At 41.8% G+C, this 19,528-nt stretch carries 15 protein-coding genes; 8 read left to right on the forward strand and 7 right to left on the reverse strand.

What is annotated here, in order from left to right:
• Positions 1-24: 24 nt before the first annotated feature.
• The 6 genes from FDK13_RS16835 to FDK13_RS16860 all read right to left on the reverse strand — a co-directional run bounded on the left by FDK13_RS16835 (position 25) and on the right by FDK13_RS16860 (position 10,032).
• Positions 25-1,506, reverse strand: a complete 1,482-nt coding sequence (locus FDK13_RS16835) for a c-type cytochrome domain-containing protein (RefSeq protein ID WP_137341164.1) — start codon at positions 1,504-1,506, stop codon at positions 25-27.
• A gap of 22 nt (positions 1,507-1,528) precedes the next feature.
• On the reverse strand, positions 1,529-1,852 hold the full coding sequence (locus FDK13_RS16840; protein WP_137341165.1) for an L-rhamnose mutarotase: 324 nt from the start codon (positions 1,850-1,852) through the stop codon (positions 1,529-1,531).
• Between the two features lie 53 nt (positions 1,853-1,905).
• Entirely contained in the window at positions 1,906-3,381 is a 1,476-nt protein-coding gene (locus FDK13_RS16845) for a DUF1501 domain-containing protein (RefSeq protein WP_137341166.1), read from the reverse strand.
• A 39-nt stretch (positions 3,382-3,420) separates the two neighbouring features.
• Positions 3,421-6,174 carry a DUF1553 domain-containing protein gene (locus FDK13_RS16850; protein ID WP_137341167.1) on the reverse strand — a complete coding sequence of 918 codons (2,754 nt, stop codon included), beginning with the start codon at positions 6,172-6,174 and terminating at the stop codon, positions 3,421-3,423.
• Positions 6,175-6,332: 158 nt separating this feature from the next.
• The gene (locus tag FDK13_RS16855; protein WP_220417375.1) at positions 6,333-8,648 is read right to left on the reverse strand and encodes a glycosyl hydrolase family 95 catalytic domain-containing protein; all 2,316 of its coding nucleotides are present in this window, start codon (positions 8,646-8,648) and stop codon (positions 6,333-6,335) included.
• 1,027 nt (positions 8,649-9,675) lie between these two features.
• Positions 9,676-10,032, reverse strand: coding sequence for a YraN family protein (locus FDK13_RS16860; protein ID WP_137341169.1), 357 nt, complete (start codon positions 10,030-10,032; stop codon positions 9,676-9,678).
• Between the two features lie 192 nt (positions 10,033-10,224).
• Between FDK13_RS16860 and lipB the strand changes: the two genes are divergently transcribed.
• The 4 genes from lipB to rnr all read left to right on the forward strand — a co-directional run bounded on the left by lipB (position 10,225) and on the right by rnr (position 14,613).
• The gene (gene lipB / locus FDK13_RS16865) at positions 10,225-10,977 is read left to right on the forward strand and encodes a lipoyl(octanoyl) transferase LipB (RefSeq protein WP_137341170.1); all 753 of its coding nucleotides are present in this window, start codon (positions 10,225-10,227) and stop codon (positions 10,975-10,977) included.
• Between the two features lie 15 nt (positions 10,978-10,992).
• Positions 10,993-11,406, forward strand: a complete 414-nt coding sequence (locus FDK13_RS16870) for a hypothetical protein (RefSeq protein WP_137341171.1) — start codon at positions 10,993-10,995, stop codon at positions 11,404-11,406.
• 21 nt (positions 11,407-11,427) lie between these two features.
• On the forward strand, positions 11,428-12,162 hold the full coding sequence (locus FDK13_RS16875; protein ID WP_137341172.1) for a 3'-5' exonuclease: 735 nt from the start codon (positions 11,428-11,430) through the stop codon (positions 12,160-12,162).
• A 63-nt stretch (positions 12,163-12,225) separates the two neighbouring features.
• The gene (gene rnr / locus FDK13_RS16880) at positions 12,226-14,613 is read left to right on the forward strand and encodes a ribonuclease R (protein ID WP_137341173.1); all 2,388 of its coding nucleotides are present in this window, start codon (positions 12,226-12,228) and stop codon (positions 14,611-14,613) included.
• Here the strand turns inward: rnr and FDK13_RS16885 are convergent, their stop codons facing one another.
• Positions 14,614-14,838 (reverse strand): hypothetical protein, encoded by a 225-nt coding sequence (locus tag FDK13_RS16885; RefSeq protein WP_137341174.1) that lies wholly within the window; start codon positions 14,836-14,838, stop codon positions 14,614-14,616. It abuts the gene before it with no gap.
• A 195-nt stretch (positions 14,839-15,033) separates the two neighbouring features.
• Here FDK13_RS16885 and FDK13_RS16890 point away from each other — a divergent pair, with 195 nt between their 5' ends.
• The 4 genes from FDK13_RS16890 (at position 15,034) to FDK13_RS16905 (ending at position 19,527) form a co-directional block, all read left to right on the forward strand.
• Complete coding sequence (locus FDK13_RS16890) at positions 15,034-15,927, forward strand: 3-keto-disaccharide hydrolase (protein ID WP_137341175.1); 894 nt, start codon at positions 15,034-15,036, stop codon at positions 15,925-15,927.
• A gap of 64 nt (positions 15,928-15,991) precedes the next feature.
• Positions 15,992-17,644 carry a gliding motility-associated ABC transporter substrate-binding protein GldG gene (gldG, locus tag FDK13_RS16895; protein WP_137341176.1) on the forward strand — a complete coding sequence of 551 codons (1,653 nt, stop codon included), beginning with the start codon at positions 15,992-15,994 and terminating at the stop codon, positions 17,642-17,644.
• 111 nt (positions 17,645-17,755) lie between these two features.
• On the forward strand, positions 17,756-18,880 hold the full coding sequence (gene dnaN / locus FDK13_RS16900; RefSeq protein ID WP_137341177.1) for a DNA polymerase III subunit beta: 1,125 nt from the start codon (positions 17,756-17,758) through the stop codon (positions 18,878-18,880).
• A 272-nt stretch (positions 18,881-19,152) separates the two neighbouring features.
• Positions 19,153-19,527 (forward strand): BlaI/MecI/CopY family transcriptional regulator, encoded by a 375-nt coding sequence (locus FDK13_RS16905; protein WP_137341178.1) that lies wholly within the window; start codon positions 19,153-19,155, stop codon positions 19,525-19,527.
• Position 19,528 lies beyond the last annotated feature (1 nt).

Consider the following 19,528-nt stretch of genomic DNA (forward strand, 5'->3'; position numbering starts at 1 on the left):
GTCTACCACACATAATAAGTAGACTTATTGAATTCTTTGCTTTTCCTCGTTCTTAATTGTATCTCCGGCTTTAAGAAATTCAGCAACCTTCGCCTCATTAAATCCATTGACAATATGCAGATCCGGATGCAATTTTTGTACTTCGGCAACGCCGTTTTCAGTAACAGCAGATTTCCAGATGTAGATATTTTTCAAACTTTTCGACAAAGCAAGATTTTTCAAACCGGCATCGGTAATTTTTGTCCCAACCAGATTGATATATTCCAGATATTGCAAGTCTTTCAAAGTGGCCAAACCAGCATCGGTAACAGTAGTATATTCCAAATGCAGCTTGTTAAGATTTTTGAGTTTCCTGATTTCTTTTATTGAATTATCAGTCACCGTTGTACCACCCAGTTTAAGCCAGATAATTTGCTCAGAAAGAGGCGATAGTAAACCGATTTGGCCATCACCAAAACCGGATGCATTCACTGCACTTACTTCCAGCAGATTTTTATCGTGAGAAATGGGCATAACCAAAAGTCCAACCTTTTTAACGGCTTCCACAGCCTTTTCATTAGGTACAGGAACCTGCAAACTTAAAACCGGAGAGTCAACATTTTTTGAGTTTTCCCCTCCTGAACCAGAAGTTAATGACGCAAGAGCCGGCTTAACCTGTTCCGTGATTTTCAGATCAGAAACTTTTTTGTCCCCGGAAGCACCCTGTTCAATCCACCAGCTGAGTAAAGCGAGTTGCGATTCTGAGAGTTGCGGTTTCCCTTTTGGTGGCATATGGTCGTCGTCCGTTTCAGGTAGCAGGCAACGCTTAATCATGGCACTTTCCAGCACTTTTCCCGAAACAAATACGGGGCCGTCTTCACCACCTTTTACCAGCATCGCCATATTATCCATTCGCAAACCGCCTTTTTGCTTGTTAGCATTATGGCATTGCGCACAACGCATTTCTAAAATCGGCTGGACAATATCTTTGTAGACGACTGCCTGATTAATATCGGTAATCGGTTTAATTTCCGTTTTCTCTTCTGTCCTCGGAGGAATTCCTGCCATAGACCGGAATGGTTCAGGTGTATATTGGGTCAAATATCCGTCTCCATGCGTAAGCGAACCGCCATCATGGCCGGCTGTAAATGTTAAAATCGTGGAAAGTCCCAAGGCTGGAAGATAAATAGCGGAACCGATCGAAATTTTTCCTGACTTAAATAACCAGGCAATCCAGGCAAAAACGGTCACACCGATTCCCTGCCACTGATGGTCACTCAGTAATTCCTCATCATATCCTCCGCCAAGCGACAAGAGATAACCTGCAATACAAGCCAGCGTGGCACCAATGGCCGACCAAACCAGAATAAAGGTGATAGAAGAATCGCTTACCGTGATTTTTCCGATTCGCTTACCAATTTCCAAAAGTGCCGCGATCAGCAAAAATCCAATGGGCAAATGCACCAGAACCGGATGAAAACGTCCAATAAAATAGGTCCAGTCTGTGGCCTGAAAGAGGATTAACATAGAAAAACGAGAACAATTGAAATTACAATAACCGGAAAACTTCCGGACAGGCAACAATTTTTGGTGAATTATCCGGATTGACTTCCATTAAATCAGCCATGTGATCCCACCATTTTTTCATAATTGGTAAAGAAGACAATCCGAAAGTATCCGCATCTGGCGAGAGTTTTTGAAATGCGAACAGTGCCAGAGTTACTTCGTCCAGAAAAATATAATATTCCTGAATACCGGCATTTTTCAATAGTGCGGACAACTCCGGCCAGATTTCATCGTGTCTTTTTTTGTATTCTGCTTCATTTCCCTTGTTCAATTGCATTCGGAAAGCAAGCACAGTATCATTTTGCATTGGATTGGAGTTTGATTTCAGGCTTAAGACGATGATTGTTGAATTATATCCTGTTAAGCAATAATATTTTTCACCACTTTTCCTTCTGTATCGGTTAATCTGAAATTTCTTCCCTGGAATGGATAAGTGAATTTTTCATGATCAAAACCCATCAAATGGAGAATCGTAGCCTGTAAATCATGCACATGGACACGGTCTTTTACACCATAATAACCCAATTCATCCGTTTCACCATGGGTATATCCTTTTTTAACGCCTCCGCCAGCCATCCACATCGTGAAAGCTTCAAGATGGTGATCACGGCCCATATAGGGCATAACGACACCGTTCCTATTTTCCTGCATAGGCGTTCTGCCAAATTCTGCACCCCAGATAATCAGCGTTTCGTCCAGCAAACCGCGCATTTTCAAATCCTGAATCAGGGCAGCTACCGGTTTATCTGAAAGTCGACATTTATTTCTCAATCCTCCTTCAACATTATCACCCGCCGTGGTGCCATGGCCGTCCCAGCCCCAGTCGAACAACTGCACAAAACGTACGTCATTTTCAACAAGTTTTCGAGCCAAAAGACAATTCATAGCAAAGGTTCCTTCGCCCGGTTTTACCCCATACATGTCCAGAATAAACTGTGGTTCTTTGGACACGTCCATGACCTCAGGCACAGACATCTGCATCCGGAACGCCATTTCATACTGACTGATCCGGGTTAATATCTCAGGATCCTGAACATCATTATAGGTTTGTTTATTAATCTCATTGATCGCTTCAATGGTCTGTTTCCGCATATTCCGGTTCATACCATTAGGGTCCGTCACGTACAAAACCGGATCTCCACCTGTGCGACATTGCACGCCCTGATAAACCGAAGGTAAAAAACCGCTGCCATAAACGCTTTTCCCCGCATCCGGCTGTCGCCCGCCAGAAGCAAGCACAATAAAACCTGGTAAATTTTGATTTTCTGATCCCAAACCATAAACCGACCAGGCACCTAAACTCGGTCGACCTAATCGCGCGCTTCCGGTATGCAGCAACAACTGCGCAGGAGCGTGGTTAAACTGATCGGTATGCATCGCTTTGATGAAAGTAATTTCATCGGCAACTGTTTGTAAATAAGGGATATAATCAGACATCCAGGCTCCCGATTGTCCATATTGATTAAATTTCCCCTGCGGTCCCAACATTTTTGGAACCCCTTGAATAAAAGCAAATTTCTTTCCTTCCAGAAATTCAGCCGGACAATCTTTTCCGTGATATTTTTCCAGTTCCGGTTTATAATCAAACAGTTCCAGCTGCGAAGGCGCTCCGGCCATATGGATGTAAATGACCCGTTTTGCCTTTGGCGCAAATTGAGGGATCTTCGCTCCCATCGCTTCGGCTGTCGCGCTGGTTTCTGCATTTGAATTACCGCAGGATCCCAAAAGCGAGCCCAAACCCAAAGCTCCAAGCCCAAACCCAGCAGACTGCAAAAAATGTCGGCGTGTTTGACTATGCAGATCAGCATGTTGTAATTCTTTCAATAACTTTTCCATATCTGTAATCAGCATTAGAATCAGAGAAAATTTCTCAGGTTATTCCTTGGTCACCACATTATCCAGGTTTAACATCACATTGGCAGAAATAGTCAGCGCGGCCAGTTCCGGCGATTTCCTTTCTTTTCCATACACAAGAATACTGTCCACATCGGATGGCCTGGCCCGGTATGTTTTCAAAGCGTCACCATATATTTTTACCAAAACCTGCAAACTTTTATCGTTGATTGGCTGGAAAGTCAAAAGTCTGTAACCCTCCCGTAATTGCTGTTCAGGCGTTTTTCCTCGTTTCTGCATCGTTGTCGCCAGTTTTTCGGCAGCTTCCAGATAAACAGGATCGTTCAACGTTACCAGAGCCTGTAAAGGTGTATTGGTCAGAATTCTTCTCGACTGGCAAAACTCACGGCTTGGCGCATCAAAAGTGGTCATGGAAGGATAGGGCGCCGTACGTTTCCAATAAGTGTAAACCGCTCTCCGGTATTTATCTTCTCCTTCGCTTACTTTCCAGCTTTCGCCGCTATATGGCGATAACCAGATTCCTTCCGGCTGCGGTGGCATCACACTTGGACCATACATTTTTTTGGAAAGCAAACCGCAAGCAGCCATCGCCTGATCACGAACCTGTTCTGCGCTAAGTCGTACTCTTGGACCTCTTGAAATAAATCGGTTATATGGATCCTGCTCTTGTCTGGCTTTATCTGATTTTGAACTTTGCTGATAAGTAGCCGACATGACCATTGTTTTCAGGAGTTTTTTAACGCTCCAATGATCATCTTCCATAAAGTTTACCGCGAGCCAATCCAGCAGTTCGGGATGAGAAGGTTCGGCTCCCTGCGAGCCGAAATCCTCAACCGTTTCCACAATTCCTCTCCCAAATAACTGCTCCCAAAAACGGTTTACAATGACTCTTGAAGTTAATGCGTTATCTCGGCTAACCATCCATTTTGCCAGTCCAAGCCGATTTTTTGGATAATCCTTTGGCATCGGTGCCAATAATTTAGGAACATCCGGTTTTACCTCAGCGCCTTTTACCGACCAGTTTCCTCTGACAAAAACATTGGTTTTTCTGGCAAAATCTCCCGTTCCTTCCCAAACCACAGGCATACTTTCCGTTGACTTGGTTAGAATTGTAGAATAATCTTTCAGGATTTCCGGATATTCCGGTTCACCGGATCCGGGCAAAGCTTCCTGAAATGCAAGCCAGGTAATCCGCACCCATTCTGTTGGATTTTTGGTGCTTTTTAGCGTTAAAAAAATATCGTGTTTCCCGGAAATTTTCGGGATTGGTGTTACCAAAACGGTATCTCTGGTTGGAACATTCACTGTGGAAATAACCTGTCCGTCAATTTTATCTAAATGGAAAGTCATCACCGCATTTTCTGCTTTGGTAGAAATATTCAACACCAGATTTCCAGCATCAGTCAGGTTGACGTTTGGAATTTTTGCATTTCCCTTATCCTTCACACCATAATAAGAAATCAGCAGAACCGTTGATTCATCACCTTTGACGATACTATGCGCATTGATTTTCGGCTCCATCACACGCATAAACTGCGTGAATTTTTGCGTCTCTTTGGGATTATGTTTATTGATCCAGGACTTCACTTTTTCAACCCTTGCCGAATCATCGCCTTTGTAAAAACGAAGTTTCGGCCATTCATCCCATACATCTTCATCGCGGGAATTGTTAAAAAACGCCATGTATTTGTAATAATCTTCATGAGGAATCGGGTCATAAGGATGGCTGTGACATTGTATACAGGCGAAAGTTGTTCCCTGCCAAACTTCCCAGGTTGTGTTAACACGGTCAATTTGAGCGGCTACCCGGAATTCTTCATCGTCTGTTCCTCCTTCGTTATTGATCATTGTATTTCGGTGAAAAGCCGTGGCGATCATATTTTCATCCGACGGCATTCCCGTTTTCTTTTCCGGCATCAAATCACCGGCCAATTGTTCAATCGTGAACTGATCAAAAGGTTTATCCGCGTTGAAAGATTTCACTACATAATCCCGGTAACGCCAGATATTTCTTCCGCCATCACTTTCGTAGCCTTTCGTGTCTGCATAACGTGCAAGATCCATCCACATGGAAGTCCAGCGTTCACCATAGGATGGTGATTTTAAAAGCCGGTCCACTACTTTTTCATAAGCTTCGGCAGAGTTATCCTTTTCAAAATCAGCAACTTCTTTTTCAGTAGGAGGCAGGCCGGTTAAATCCAGACTCACGCGGCGAATTAAAGTCGCTTTGTCGGCTTCGGGAGAAGGTGAAAGTTTTTCTTGTTTTAATTTTTGAAGGACAAATTCATCGATTTCGTTTTTAGGCCAATTGGCATTTCCGGTATTAATCAATCCGAAAAAATTCCAAAGGTTTTTATTGGCAGGTACCTCCGGTTTTTCAATCCTTTTATAGGCCCAATGCGTTTCCCATTTTGCACCCTGATTAATCCATTTTTTCAGGATTTTGATATCCTCTTCCTTCAAATGTGCACCACCTTTTGGCATTCTTTCGTCCGGATCTTCCGATAGAATTCTGCGTATCATTTCGCTGGCATCGGCATCACCGCGCACCACAGGAATTTTACCTGATTTCCCGGGTTCCAGCATTTCATGTTCAAACAAAAAACTTACGTCACCCGCCTGCTTCACACCGCCATGGCAACCCATGCAGTTTTTGTTCAATATTGGTTTAACTTCTTCATTATAATCAACCTTATGGTCGAAAAATCCCGACCAGGAAAAGGATGATAATAAAACCACCGCCACCCCCAAACCAATAAACTGCCACTTTTTCATTGTCAGGAACTGAATTTAACTTGACTTACTGATCATTTAAAAGAACCCGTATTTATAAAAATACTTCCTTTCCTTTAAATTTCGCCATTTTTTATTTCAATAGCTTATTTCCCGTATTCAATATGCATTTAGCAAAATAAAATATGGTTTTGATTGATTCAATTAACTACTTTCAACACAACGCTCCCACCAGCTTTACATTTCAATTCGATAAAGCCATCTTCCGGAACACTGGCACTTACAGCTTTGGCTGATAAAACCTGATATTTTTTAAAAGGTAATTTCAATGTAGCAACTCCTTCCTTTTCAGCTTCTATTTTAATTTCTGTGACTTGACCGTTTTCTTTTTTGGCACTAACAAGGAAAGCACCTTCCGCCCTGAGTTTTTCAAAAGCAATATCCTTCCATAATTCCGGAACGGCTGGCATAATCTCAATAAATCCGGCATAACTTTGAAGCAGCATTTCCTGCAAACCGGCAGCAAAAGCGAAATTGCCTTCTAACGTAAAGGGCCTATAAGTAAATTTTGACAAACCTGATTTCGTCTGATCGCCATTGACATGAAAACTGTTTGGCAATACAAAGGCTTTGGCAAAAATGGACAGATCTTTCGCTGCGCCTTCACCATCTTTTGCGCGTGCTTTCATGTTAGCAAGCCACGCATAGGAATATCCGCACCACCAGTCAGGGCCCACTTTATCCAGTAATGCAATCGTGTTTTTTATAATTGCCTGTGATTTTTCGCCGTCTTCCCATTTAATTAAACCCAACGGATGAATGGCCATCATATGCGAAAAATGCCGGTGTGATTCCTGATAGGGCAAATTGGGTGCAAACATTAATTCCTCGTTTTCCGTAATCGCATAATCTCCAAACTCAGAAAGTATGTCTTTCCAATGATCAGATTCGGCTACTAAACCCAATTCCAAAGCAAGTTCAGCTCCGGCTCCGAAAGAAAATTTCATTAGTGCCAGATCGTAATTTGTATTCTGTGGAAACCAGGCTTCCAGACTGTTATCCTTTATTTCCGGACTTGAACTGATCGGTAGTTTCCGCTGACCATTTTCGTCTTTTACCGTTATCTTTTCAAGAAAAGTACAAACTTCTTTCACCCACGGATAAGCGCGGTTTTTCAGAAAATTTGTATCCATGCTGTACCGCCACTGCAAATAGTAATGATGAGCCAGCCAGGACGAAACCGTCGGCGAAAGTGAATATTGAATCCAGCCACCCATTTCCGTTCCATCCAACGTGGTTACGCCGGGAACAGCCAGTCCATCGACGCCAAAATACATTTTGGTATAACGTTTGTAATTAGCCAGATTTTCATCCAGATGGTCAAAATAGCCTAATCCTTCTTCCAGATGGTTTCCACTGTAACTTGGCCAGTAACTTAGCTGGGTGTTCAAATCATGATGAAAATCGCCTTTCCATGGCGGGATCCTTCCGTTATCTGCCGTCCAGACTGCCTGCAAAGAAATGGGAGGAGCGCCTCGGCGGGCAGCTGAGCCGAATTTATATTGTTCGAGATACCATTCTTTTTCAATAACAGGGTCGGGGACATGGATCGCTGATTGGTTCCAGAATTTTTTCCACCAGTTTGCATGACTTAAAAAGTCCTTTTCAAATCCATGCAAAATAGTTGTCTTGACAAATGAATAGGAGACGGGGTTCAGCTTTTTATCAGGGTATTGTGACGAAATACTCCATACCCCTTCAATTATTCCTATTCCAATTTTTTTCCACTGAACCGTTATCTCATACGTAAATCCGCCCCAGCCTACCTGTTTGTAAGTAATGCTGTTTCCCTGCCGATTTACCGTTCCCTGTTTATAGCCCAATCTGGCCAGATCATCTCCTACCAGAGAATTAACCTCACCGCCCGATAATTTTCCATGATATTTTGGAGCGATTAACTGCGGGATAATATCGGTTTTAACGTTTTCAAACTTAAACCAACCTACGGGCTCTGTCGCATGAACAAAGGTTTTCAATGTCATTCCGCCTTCCCATTGCACTTCACATAAAGCTTTGTCCAATGAAAGATGAACGGATTTCACTTTATCTTTCCCTGCAAAGTCGAATTCCAATGCGCCTGCAGGGATTTTCGATGGAGCTGGTTCTTTATTGTAGGGTGCGTCAAAATATTGTTGTACTGGTTTGTAATCTTTCTTTTCAACTTGTTGCTGCACCCATTTGTAGCTGAATTCTTTTCGATGTAAACCAGCCATGGGACGCATATCCCAGATGTCGGCCCGGTCGAGGGAAAAACGTAATTTGTTGCCATTATTCCAGACCAACGCACCGATGGTTCCATTTCCCAGTGGAATTGCTTCATCCCAAACGGTTGCCAAAGAATCAAATTGAAGGTCGTGTTTTGTAGTCGGCTGCGCGTAGGCGTTTATCGCAGTCAGAATAAAAAAGAGTGAGCAGAAAATTTTACACATCGGTTTTATCGGAATATATAGCAACATCAGGAGGCTCCTATGGAGCCGGGTTTTTGGAGATTAGCAAGCATTTTCTATAAACAGGAAGCCACCAAGTGGCTGGGAAATATTCGGAATACAAACGGCATTTTTCGAATCTAAATTTTCTATTTTATTCGCCACTCAGCAATTATCCCGCTCCGATAGGAGCATCCTGTTTATAGCTCAAATACTACGATTCGTCTTCCTGACTCCGTAAGAGTCGCCTGGAAATTTCCAGGATCCGCTTTTAGATTTTATTCATACCCTTCTTATCAATTCCAAAACATTTCAATCGTATCTTCTCACAAAAATGCATCTTCAATATTTGATTTTTCGCCGGTCAAAACAATAGTTAGGCCAAACATCACGAGGCTCCTACGGTGCCGGGTTTCGGTGATTAACAAGAATTTTCTATAAACAGGAAGCCACCAAGTGGCTGGGAAATATCTGGAAATCTCAAATACATTTTATGAATTTAACTTGTTAATTATATTAGATATTCAGGAATTATCGCGCTCCGATAGGAGCATCCTGTTTATAGCTTAAATGTCGCTACTCGCCTTCCTGACTCCCTAGGAGTCGCCTGGAAATATCTACGGTTTGCTTTTTTAGATTTTTCCGTCCCCTTCTATTCCAAAGTATTTCCATCCTATTTTCTAGCAAAAATGCACCTACAATATATTTAATTTTTCGCTGGTCAAAGAATAGTAAGACCAAACATCAGGAGGCTCCTACGGAGCCAGGATTTGTCGTGGTTAGCAGCGTTTTCTATAAACAAGAAGCCACTAAGTGGCAGGGAAATATCCGAAACTTGAAAAGCATTTCGAATCAAACATTCTATTATCGGTCATTCGGAATTATCCCGCTCCATAGGAGCATCCTGTTTATAGCTAGCATTTACCTTAGCTGGATTCCCGACTCCGTAGGAGTCCCCTGGAAATTTCACAAACCACTAACAATAATTGAATTCCATATTTCAAAACAAAGAATCCAGACTAATCTTAATACTCCAAAGCACCAAAACAATACTATCTCACGAAAATGCGTCCTCAATATGTTTAATATTTATCCCTCCACTGGAAAGAATTAAAATGGAGACGATATCGAACCTGATATCAAAATGCCAGTCTTTGGCATAAATGTAATTTTCTGCCGCTTTCATGATCAGTTTCGCCTTGGTATAATTCACAAATTCCTCAGGCATTCCGAAGCCTGTCCCGCTTCGGGTTTTGACTTCTACAAAAATCAAGGTTTTATTTTTCTTGACAATCAGGTCAATTTCCGCGTGTTTGTGGCGGTAATTTTTTTCAATAATTTCATACCCTTTTCCTTCCAAAAAGGTTGTTGCCTGAGTTTCACCCCAGCTTCCGGTCGTGTTGTGTATAGCCATTCGAACATTTTTAGTACAAAATAGTGTTATTCATTAGTAAGTAAAAGAAATCTCAAATCGATTATGCGTTTTAATCGATCTTCGATTAAACTGTCCATTATTAATACTTGATTTACCACAGCCGAAAAGGCATAATTTGTTTAAAACCATTTGATTTGATATTTTCCGTTGTTAAATCGATTTCCTTCAGACATGAATACCCTCATTAATAAACAAGTAGAATTCCAGAATCTAGGTCTGATCGATTATCAGGAAGCGTGGGATTACCAGGAAAAACTTTTTGCTGAAACGATTTCTGTTAAAACCCAAAACCGCACACTTCCTGCTGATGAGCAATTGATTACGCCAAACCGGGTAATTTTCTGTGAACATCCGCATGTTTATACCTTGGGGAAAAGTGGAAAACTGGATCATTTATTACTGAGTGAAGACGATCTGAGCCAGAACCAGGCAAAGTTTTATAAAATTAATCGCGGTGGAGATATTACGTACCACGGTCCTGGACAACTTGTAGGATATCCGATTCTTGATCTTGACAATTTTTTCACAGATATTCACAAATATATGAGGACTCTGGAAGAAGCGATTATTCTTACCTTGGCCGATTACAATATCAGTGCGGGAAGAATCAGTGGATTAACGGGAGTCTGGATCGATTTTGTTGATCAAAGAAATCCAAGAAAGATCTGTGCAATGGGCGTAAAAGCCAGCCGTTGGGTTACAATGCACGGATTTGCTTTGAATGTAAATACGGATCTGACTTACTTTGGAAACATTGTTCCGTGCGGGATTGAAGACAAGGCCGTTACATCGATTTCCCAGGAACTTGGGCACGAAGTTGATTTTGATGAAGTTTCGTCACAGTTAAAAAATCATTTAGGTCGTCTTTTTGAAATGATCTGGACAAATCCATATTATTCGAAAACAGATATTTTAGAAAATTAAGCATAAAGGAAAAGAATGAAGAAGGATATTATATTTCATCCGGTAGAAGGCGTTAAGGTGGCAATTATCCGCACAATCGACGAATTGAATGAGGCGCAATGGAATGTCATTGTAATTAATAGAAACGATCAGCCGATTACCGGTGTTTTTGTTACTTCCAAGGGTTACGGAAATACGGAATCTGGTATAAACGCAGCTATCAAAACGTCGACACTACGTCATTTTTTTCCTGAAATTAGACCAGCGGATTACGTAGTTGTAGAGCCGATCATGCCGGATGTTTTTCCATTGAATAACGAATTCTGGATCAGCTATTTCCTTGGAAATCAGATTTACGATAAAAAGTTTATCTTCGTTCCTGACAGTATTGTAGAAGACAATATTATCAAAATTGAGCCGCTTGGTCTTGAAGGTGTCCTGCATGATTAAAGCATAAATGAACCACACACTATGACAGATGAATTTCGCCGCAAAGCAAAAAACTTTCTCCTTCTTGACATCGAAACCGTAGCGGGTTACGCTTCGTATGATCAGCTTCCGGAGCGGATGCAAAAGCTTTGGGATAAGAAAACGATAACGCTGAGAAAGGGTGACGATACCATTTCCAATGAAGAATATTTTTACGATCGCAGTGCCATTTATGCAGAATTTGGCAAGATCGTCTGTATTGCCTTCGGTGCATTTTATTGGGATGAAAATAATGAGATGGCCTTCAAAGTCCGCAGCTTCTCCGGCGACGATGAGGTTAATCTTTTGCTTGAATTTAAAGCACTGATAGAAAAATATCCAGCAGAACAACTCATTCTCTGTGCCCACAACGGCAGAGAATTTGACTTCCCGTTTCTTTGCCGCCGTATGCTTATTTTGGGCATTGAAATTCCAAAAGCATTACAGATTACCGGTAAAAAGCCCTGGGAAATCCTGCATCAGGATACAATGGATCTCTGGAAATTCGGTGATTACAAGAGTTATACTTCCCTGGATTTGCTGGCCGCGGTTTTTGATATACCCGGCAGCAAAAATGAAATGAGCGGCGATCAGGTAACGCGCGTTTATTACGAGGAGAACGATCTCGCTAAAATTTGCCGATATTGCAGAGAAGACGTGGTCGTACTGGCGCAATTATATTTGAAAATGAATAGTTTTCAGCCCGTGCGAGCCGCTAATATTACAAGAGTGGAATAAATTGATTAGTTTAACAAGACAATTATTCCACCTTCCTTAATCAACAATTACTCATAAAACTTCATGAGAGATAAAAAACCAAACAAAGAATTTAAAGAAAATAAGACAGTTAATGCGCCGCATAATATTGTATCCTATATTGATAATCTGAAAGCAGATATTGCGGCATTTTTCGACCTGAACAGTGAACATTCATTTCGTCCTTTTGACGTACATGGACATTTTGGTGTGGAAGATCGAAAAGTACGGGCACTTTTTAATGAAATCCTTCATGAACTTCAGGAAGCCGGACGTATCATTTCAAACGCAGATGGTACTTTTTCCGCTTCTCCCAACAAACCACAGGTAGATCCAGGTTTAATAGGCCGTGTCGACCGTGTGAACAAAGGTTTTGCTTTTGTGATCATCGAAGGTCGAGAAGATGATATATATGTGGAAACCGAATTGCTCAACGGCGCCTGGGATGGTGATATCGTGAAGGTTCAGATTCTTTCCAAATCAGGAAGAAGACAACAAACGAGCCGTGGAGATTCCGGAAAAACCAGAGTGGAAGGCCGTGTAGTTGAAATCGTTGAAAGATCACAAAGAGAAATCGTTGGAATCATTGAGGTGTGGCCGAAATATGCTGTGGTTCAGCCTGATCATAAAAAATTATTTGACCCGATTTTCCTCGAACCGGAACATCTTCATGGTGCTTCGAATGGCGATAAAGTAATTATAAAAATGACCACCTGGCCAACAAGAACGCGTCAGCCGGAGGGAGAAGTTGTGCATGTTTTAGGACAAGCGGGAGAGAATGATGTAGAAATGCACGCGATCCTGGCTGAATTTGGCTTGCCCTACGAATTCCCTGAATCGGTTGAAAAAGAGGCGCAGAAAATTCCGGATGTTATTCCAAAAGAGGAAATTTTGAAGCGTCGTGACATGCGTGCAACTTTAACATTTACGATTGACCCTGCTGATGCGAAGGATTTTGATGACGCGCTTTCGGTGCGTTATCTGGACGAGGGTAATGTGGAGGTTGGTGTGCATATCGCTGACGTGTCACATTATGTACGTCCGGGAACGGAGCTTGAAAAAGAAGCTAATCGTCGCGCAACTTCGGTATATCTTGTCGACCGGACGGTGCCGATGCTTCCGGAAAAATTGTCCAATAATCTTTGTTCACTCCGTCCAAATGAGGATAGGCTGGCTTTTTCAGCTGTTTTTGAGTTGAGCCCGAAAGGCAAAATTTTGAAAGAATGGTTTGGAAGAACGGTAATCCATTCGGAACGCCGCTATTCATATGAAGAAGCCCAGCAGGTTTTGGATACGAAAGAAGGAGATTATCCAAATGAATTAACGTTGCTGAACAGCATCGCGAAAATACTAAGGAAAGAACGCTTTAAAAATGGGGCCATCAATTTCGAAACGGCCGAAGTACGTTTCCGTCTGGATGAAAATGGAAAACCCTTAGGTGTTTACCAAAAAGAACGCCACGATTCGCACAAGCTGATTGAAGAATTTATGCTTTTAGCGAATAAACGTGTGGCGGAATTTGTCTATTCTCTTTCCAAAGGCCCTACGAAAAATACGATGGTCTATCGTGTTCACGAAGCACCGGATCCGGATCGTTTGAAAACCTTTGCTTCATTTGTTGCCAAACTTGGTCATAAACTGGAAGTGGATGATGAAAAGCAAATCGCGAAATCCATGAACAGTATGCTTCATGAAGTCGAAGGAAAACCGGAACAAAACCTGATCGAATCTTTGGCCGTAAGAACAATGGCAAAGGCAAGATACAGCGTTGAAGATCTGGGGCATTTTGGATTGGCTTTCAAACGTTACACGCATTTTACCTCCCCAATCCGTCGATATCCGGATGTAATGGCGCATCGATTATTGCAGCATTATCTGAACGGCGGAGAATCGGTGAACAGCGAAACCTACGAAAGTGCCTGCAAACATTCGTCCGAACGCGAAAGATTAGCGTCTGACGCAGAACGTGCTTCGATCAAATACAAACAGGTTGAATTCATGAGCACGATGGACAAGGATCGTGTTTTCGATGGCATCATCACCGGCGTGACCGAATTCGGGATTTTTGTTGAAATCACAGAAACGGCTTCGGAAGGATTGGTGAGGATGAATGACTTAGGTGATGATTATTACGAACACGATAAAGATAATTACCGTCTGATAGGCCAGCGTACCAAAAAGATTTACACGTTTGGAGATGCTGTGAAAGTACAGGTAAAAGATACGAATCTGGCGCGCAGAAGTATGGATTTGTATTTGGCTGGTAATACAACATCATCGATTCGTTCACGAAATGGTGGTGGATTTGATGAGAAAAGTGGGAGAAGTTCTCGTGGATCGTCTTCACGGGATTCTGGAAAACCAGCATCTTCGAGGAGAAGCAAGCCTTCAGCGGCTGCACCAAAAGATAAGCAGCGGAGAAAAAGGAGATAGTCAGGCAGGGGGTTTTTCTTTGACCGTTTGGTGTAAAGTCTTTACTCTTTCTGATAAATTCAAAACTCCATTTTGCAAAAGTTGGTTAAGAATTTCAGGAGAAATTTCACTTGAATTTTTAGCCAGCTCCTTCCAAAACTGCGCCTTTTCTTCTTCGGTTTCCAAAGTTGAAAAGCGATTGAAAGCTTCCTGCAATAATTCCGGCACTAGTGGTTCTTGCTTCATAGTTTTGAATTTCATCGCCCTGTAAGGGCGTCCTGTTTATAGCCAGAAAGTATCTCGGCATCAATATAACTCCTTTTGGAGTTTCCTGAAAATAGCAGGAGGCTCTATGGAGCCTGTATAGATCAATCTTAAATTCTTGATTTATCAAGTAGGAAACTCCAAACGCCACCTTTTCGAAACAAACGATATTCCATTATGTCCAAATTCTGCAAGTTTATATCTCTTTTCCTTTTACTTTCCTACACCACCTTCGCCCAAAATAATCCTGAAAAAGAAGAGTGGCAGTCTTTATTTAATGGGAAAGACCTGAAAAACTGGGATATTAAAATTGCAGGACATAAGGTTAATGACAATTATAAAAATACCTTCATCGTAGAAGATGGCATGATCCGGGTGAATTATAAGGAATACAAAACTTTTACCACGGAATATGGCCATATGTATTATTACAAGCCGTTTTCTCATTACCGCCTACGCCTGAAATATCGTTTCACCGGAAATCAGGTCCCAGGCGGCGCTTCCTGGAATGTCCGTAACAGCGGTATCATGTTGCATTCCCAATCTGCTGCCAGTTTAGGCCTTGATCAGGATTTTCCGGTTTCACTGGAAATGCAATATCTGGGAGGATTAAATGCCGGAGAACGTACCACAGGAAATCTCTGCACACCGGGTACCATCGTTGAGGTTAACGGGAAAATCGATCAGGCACATTGTATTAACTCCACTTCAAAAACCTACGATGGCGATCAATGGGTTTCTGCCGAAGCAATTGTTCTGGGCGATTCTATCGTTCATCATATCATCAACGGCGATGTTGTTTTCACATTTACCAAACCAAAAATCGGCGGCGGTTATGTGGGCAAAGACCATGATTTTAAAGCCGGACATTTTAGTAATGCTGAAGAGTGGATCAAAAAAGACGGTACGCCGTTAACGAGTGGTTATATCGCATTACAGGCAGAAAGTCACCCGATTGATTTTAAAGATATTGAAATACTAAACCTGCAAGGCTGCATGGATCCGAAAGCTTCCAACTACAAATCATACTACCAATCTGCGGATAACAAAAGCTGTAAATACAAGAAATAACAGCCTGCCGCAATAACTCCGTATAGTTTTTATATTTTTGCTAAAAAACGGGCGTTACTGCTTCATGAAGAAAACAATTTTAAGGTTCTTATTCGTATTGATTATTCTGGCCGGAGTTAACTGGCTGGCTTCTTTGTTCTTTTTCCGCTGGGATTTAACAGAAGATAAGCGATATACCATTTCGGACGCGACCAAGCGGCTGTTGAGCAATTTGGATAAAAACGTGATTGTCAACGTTTATCTTTCCGGTGAATTTCCTCCTGGTTTTGAGCGTCTGGAAAGTGCTACCCGCGAAACACTCGAAGAATTTAAAACCTATTCCAACGGACATTTATCCTTCCAGTTTTCAGATCCGTCTGATGCGGCAAGTGAAGATGAAAGGAAAAAACAATATCAGAATCTGGTAGATCGTGGCTTAACACCGACTAATCTTTTCGCCAATGAAGATGGAAAACGTACAGAAAAACTAATTTTTCCGGGGGCCATTGTTCAGGCTGATACGCTTGCGATTCCTGTCCAGCTCTTAAAAGGAAATAAAAGCAGTACTCCCGAAGAACAATTGAATCAATCTTACGAAAACGTGGAATTCCAATTGGCTTCTGCGATTCGCGTGCTTGATAATCCTGCAAAAAAGAAAGTGGGCTTACTTGTGAATCATACACAAAAACTTCCGCCGGCCAGACTAAGCGATCTCATCGCGACGATGCAGCAAAGTTATGATGTTTTTATGGTCGTTAATGATCCGGAAACCTACGAAGGACTTGACGCTTTAATGATTTTGAAACCGGATGTTCCCTTTTCCGAGGAAGAAAAATACAAACTGGATCAATATGTAATCGGCGGCGGCAAAGCGCTTTTTTTTGTTGACGGAGCGAAAGTGGATAGCGTAAGTCTGGAAGGAAATTACGTACAACCACTTGATTTAAACCTGAACGACCTATTTTTCCGTTGGGGAGCCAGGATCAATAACAATCTTGTCAAGGATTTGAATTGCGCAACGATTCCAATGAATATTGGAAATATGGGCGATAAACCCGAGATCAAAGCAGTTCCATGGCGGTTTTTTCCTCTTTTGAATAATTTCGGCCCAAGCCCGATCACCAGAAATACGGATGCCGTTTATTCGCGTTTCCTAAGTTCTCTGGACACAGTGGGTGGTGCACCGGGTATTCAAAAAATCCCACTTTTGATGACTTCTCCTTATACCAATCTGGTTAATACGCCTGCTTTGGTTGGCTATAATGAAGCACGTCAGCAGCCTGATCCTGCTGAGTACAAAGGAGGTGTGAAATTAGCCGCAGTTCTTTTGGAAGGGACTTTTAATTCGCTTTTCGAAAACAGGATTTTACCAAACGATCCGCGTTCCAAGACTTTTAAGCCGACGGGGCAGGGGAAAATCATTATCTGCGCAGACGGCGATGTTGTGGTTAATGATTATGACTACCGCAGAAATACGCCGCTTCCGCTCGGTTATGACCGTGCTTCGAGCAATATTTTCGGCAATAAAGATTTCGTCATGCATGCCCTGGACTACATGACAGACGAAAATGGAATCATCAATTCACGCAGCAAACAGATCAGCATTCGTGCTTTGGATAAAATTGCAGTGCATAAAGACAAGAAATTCTGGCAGGCACTGAATCTTCTTTTACCCCTGGTTATTCTTGGCATCTTCGGAGCAATCCGTTACTATATCCGCAAGCGCAAATTCGCTTAATAATAAAGCGGCGGAGTACATTTTTTTTCTTACTTTTGTTCCCTACCAGACAGATTTAAAGATCTGCCTGGGTTTTTTATATTTTTTAATTAACCACTTCCGTCACGAATTATGAAGTTTGTCGTTTCGTCATCGGTACTGCTCAAGCAACTGTCTGCAATTAATGGTGTCGTTTCAACGAACCCTATCGTACCTATATTAGAAAATTTTTTACTTTCCCTGGAAGGTAATCGCTTAACGGTTACTGCATCTGATTTGCAGACCGTTATGATTACTGAAATCGAAGTAGAATCTACCGAAAAAGGCGCTATCGCCGTTCCTGCAAAACTTTTGCTGGATACATTACGCGGCCTTCCTGAGCAGCCTATCACGCTTCAGGTTAACAGCGAAACTTTCGGAACAGAAATTATCTCAGACAATGGACGTTATAAATTGTCTGGCGAAAACCCGATCGATTTCCCAAAAACGCCGTCTGTAAACCGTGGACAATCTGTTGATCTGTCTTCTTCCGCTTTGGGAGCAGCAATCGCGAACACATTGTTTGCAACCAGTACAGATGATCTTAGACCTGCGATGACAGGGGTTTTTGTTCAGATGGGTGTTGAAAATGCAACATTTGTAGCTACGGATGGCCACCGTTTGGTGCGCTACCGTCGTTCTGATATCAAATCGGATGTTGATACGTCGATGATCATTCAGCGTAAGGCTTTGAACTTGCTTAAATCTTGTCTGCCTTCTGATGATGTGCCTGTGAAAGCCGAATTTACTGCTTCAAATGCATTTTTCAGTTTTGGAAATATCCGTATGATCTGTCGTTTGATTGATGAGCGTTTCCCGGATTACGAAAATGCCATTCCTACAAACAATCCAAATACATTGACAATTGGCCGGATGGAAATTCTGAGCTCATTGCGTCGTATTTCTATTTATTCAAACCGTACTACACACCAGGTTCGCTTAAAAATGTCTTTGAATGATCTTGTGATTTCTGCGGAAGATCTTGATTATTCAAACGAAGCAAATGAACGTTTGATGTGCGAATACAATGGCGACGATATGGAAATCGGCTTCAATGCTAAATTTCTTATTGAGGTACTTGGAAACTTGTCCAGCAAGACGATCACATTCGAGCTTTCTGCACCAAATCGTGCCGGTTTGATTATTCCGGTTGATCAGGAAGCAAATGAAGATATATTGATGCTGGTTATGCCAGTAATGTTGAATACATACGTTTAGAATAAAATCAATCAAAATTCAGATATTCATTATCTTAATTTTTGTTAAAATACTAAAAACTGCCAGTAGAAATTTTCTGCTGGCATTTTTTATTTATCTGCTAATCAATCACTTGCACCCAATTTTCATTGACTTTTCACCTAAGTACGAAAATAATCGTAATAGATGTTTGCAAATACGAATATTTTCGTAGACATTTGATACGAACTTAATCGTAGGCGACAAATTTGATCCTGCGTATTAATAATCAATTTAATAAAAATTTATTAGCCATGATAATAAAACCAACTGAATCTGAACTGGAAATTTTGAACTACTTATGGAAAGAAGGACCTTCTACCGTCAGACAAGTTCACGATTTCCTATCCGCATCCAAAGACACAGGTTATACAACGACATTAAAACTTATGCAGATTATGCATGACAAAGGCGTTTTGTACAGAACCGAAAACGGCCGCTCTCACATTTACGTAGCACTGTTGGACGAAGAAGAAACACAGCAGGATTTGCTTGGCCGTTTTGTTGAATCAACGTTCCGGGGCTCCGCAGCCCGTTTGGTGATGCAGGCTTTGGGAAATCATTCGACGTCCCAGGAAGAATTAGATGAAATTCGTGAATTGTTAAACAACCTTGAAAACAAAAAATAGC

Origin of the sequence: Dyadobacter frigoris, from assembly GCF_005280585.1 — a bacterium.
Lineage (GTDB): Bacteria > Bacteroidota > Bacteroidia > Cytophagales > Spirosomataceae > Dyadobacter > Dyadobacter frigoris.

Bases quoted from the DNA above. Each gene is read 5' to 3' on its own strand.
- FDK13_RS16835 (WP_137341164.1), bottom strand. From the start codon at position 1,506: ATGTTAATCCTCTTTCAGGCCACAGACTGGACCTATTTTATTGGACGT.
- FDK13_RS16840 (WP_137341165.1), bottom strand. From the start codon at position 1,852: ATGCAAAATGATACTGTGCTTGCTTTCCGAATGCAATTGAACAAGGGA.
- FDK13_RS16845 (WP_137341166.1), bottom strand. From the start codon at position 3,381: ATGGAAAAGTTATTGAAAGAATTACAACATGCTGATCTGCATAGTCAA.
- FDK13_RS16850 (WP_137341167.1), bottom strand. From the start codon at position 6,174: ATGAAAAAGTGGCAGTTTATTGGTTTGGGGGTGGCGGTGGTTTTATTA.
- FDK13_RS16855 (WP_220417375.1), bottom strand. From the start codon at position 8,648: ATGTTGCTATATATTCCGATAAAACCGATGTGTAAAATTTTCTGCTCA.
- FDK13_RS16860 (WP_137341169.1), bottom strand. From the start codon at position 10,032: ATGGCTATACACAACACGACCGGAAGCTGGGGTGAAACTCAGGCAACA.
- lipB (WP_137341170.1), top strand. From the start codon at position 10,225: ATGAATACCCTCATTAATAAACAAGTAGAATTCCAGAATCTAGGTCTG.
- FDK13_RS16870 (WP_137341171.1), top strand. From the start codon at position 10,993: ATGAAGAAGGATATTATATTTCATCCGGTAGAAGGCGTTAAGGTGGCA.
- FDK13_RS16875 (WP_137341172.1), top strand. From the start codon at position 11,428: ATGACAGATGAATTTCGCCGCAAAGCAAAAAACTTTCTCCTTCTTGAC.
- rnr (WP_137341173.1), top strand. From the start codon at position 12,226: ATGAGAGATAAAAAACCAAACAAAGAATTTAAAGAAAATAAGACAGTT.
- FDK13_RS16885 (WP_137341174.1), bottom strand. From the start codon at position 14,838: ATGAAGCAAGAACCACTAGTGCCGGAATTATTGCAGGAAGCTTTCAAT.
- FDK13_RS16890 (WP_137341175.1), top strand. From the start codon at position 15,034: ATGTCCAAATTCTGCAAGTTTATATCTCTTTTCCTTTTACTTTCCTAC.
- gldG (WP_137341176.1), top strand. From the start codon at position 15,992: ATGAAGAAAACAATTTTAAGGTTCTTATTCGTATTGATTATTCTGGCC.
- dnaN (WP_137341177.1), top strand. From the start codon at position 17,756: ATGAAGTTTGTCGTTTCGTCATCGGTACTGCTCAAGCAACTGTCTGCA.
- FDK13_RS16905 (WP_137341178.1), top strand. From the start codon at position 19,153: ATGATAATAAAACCAACTGAATCTGAACTGGAAATTTTGAACTACTTA.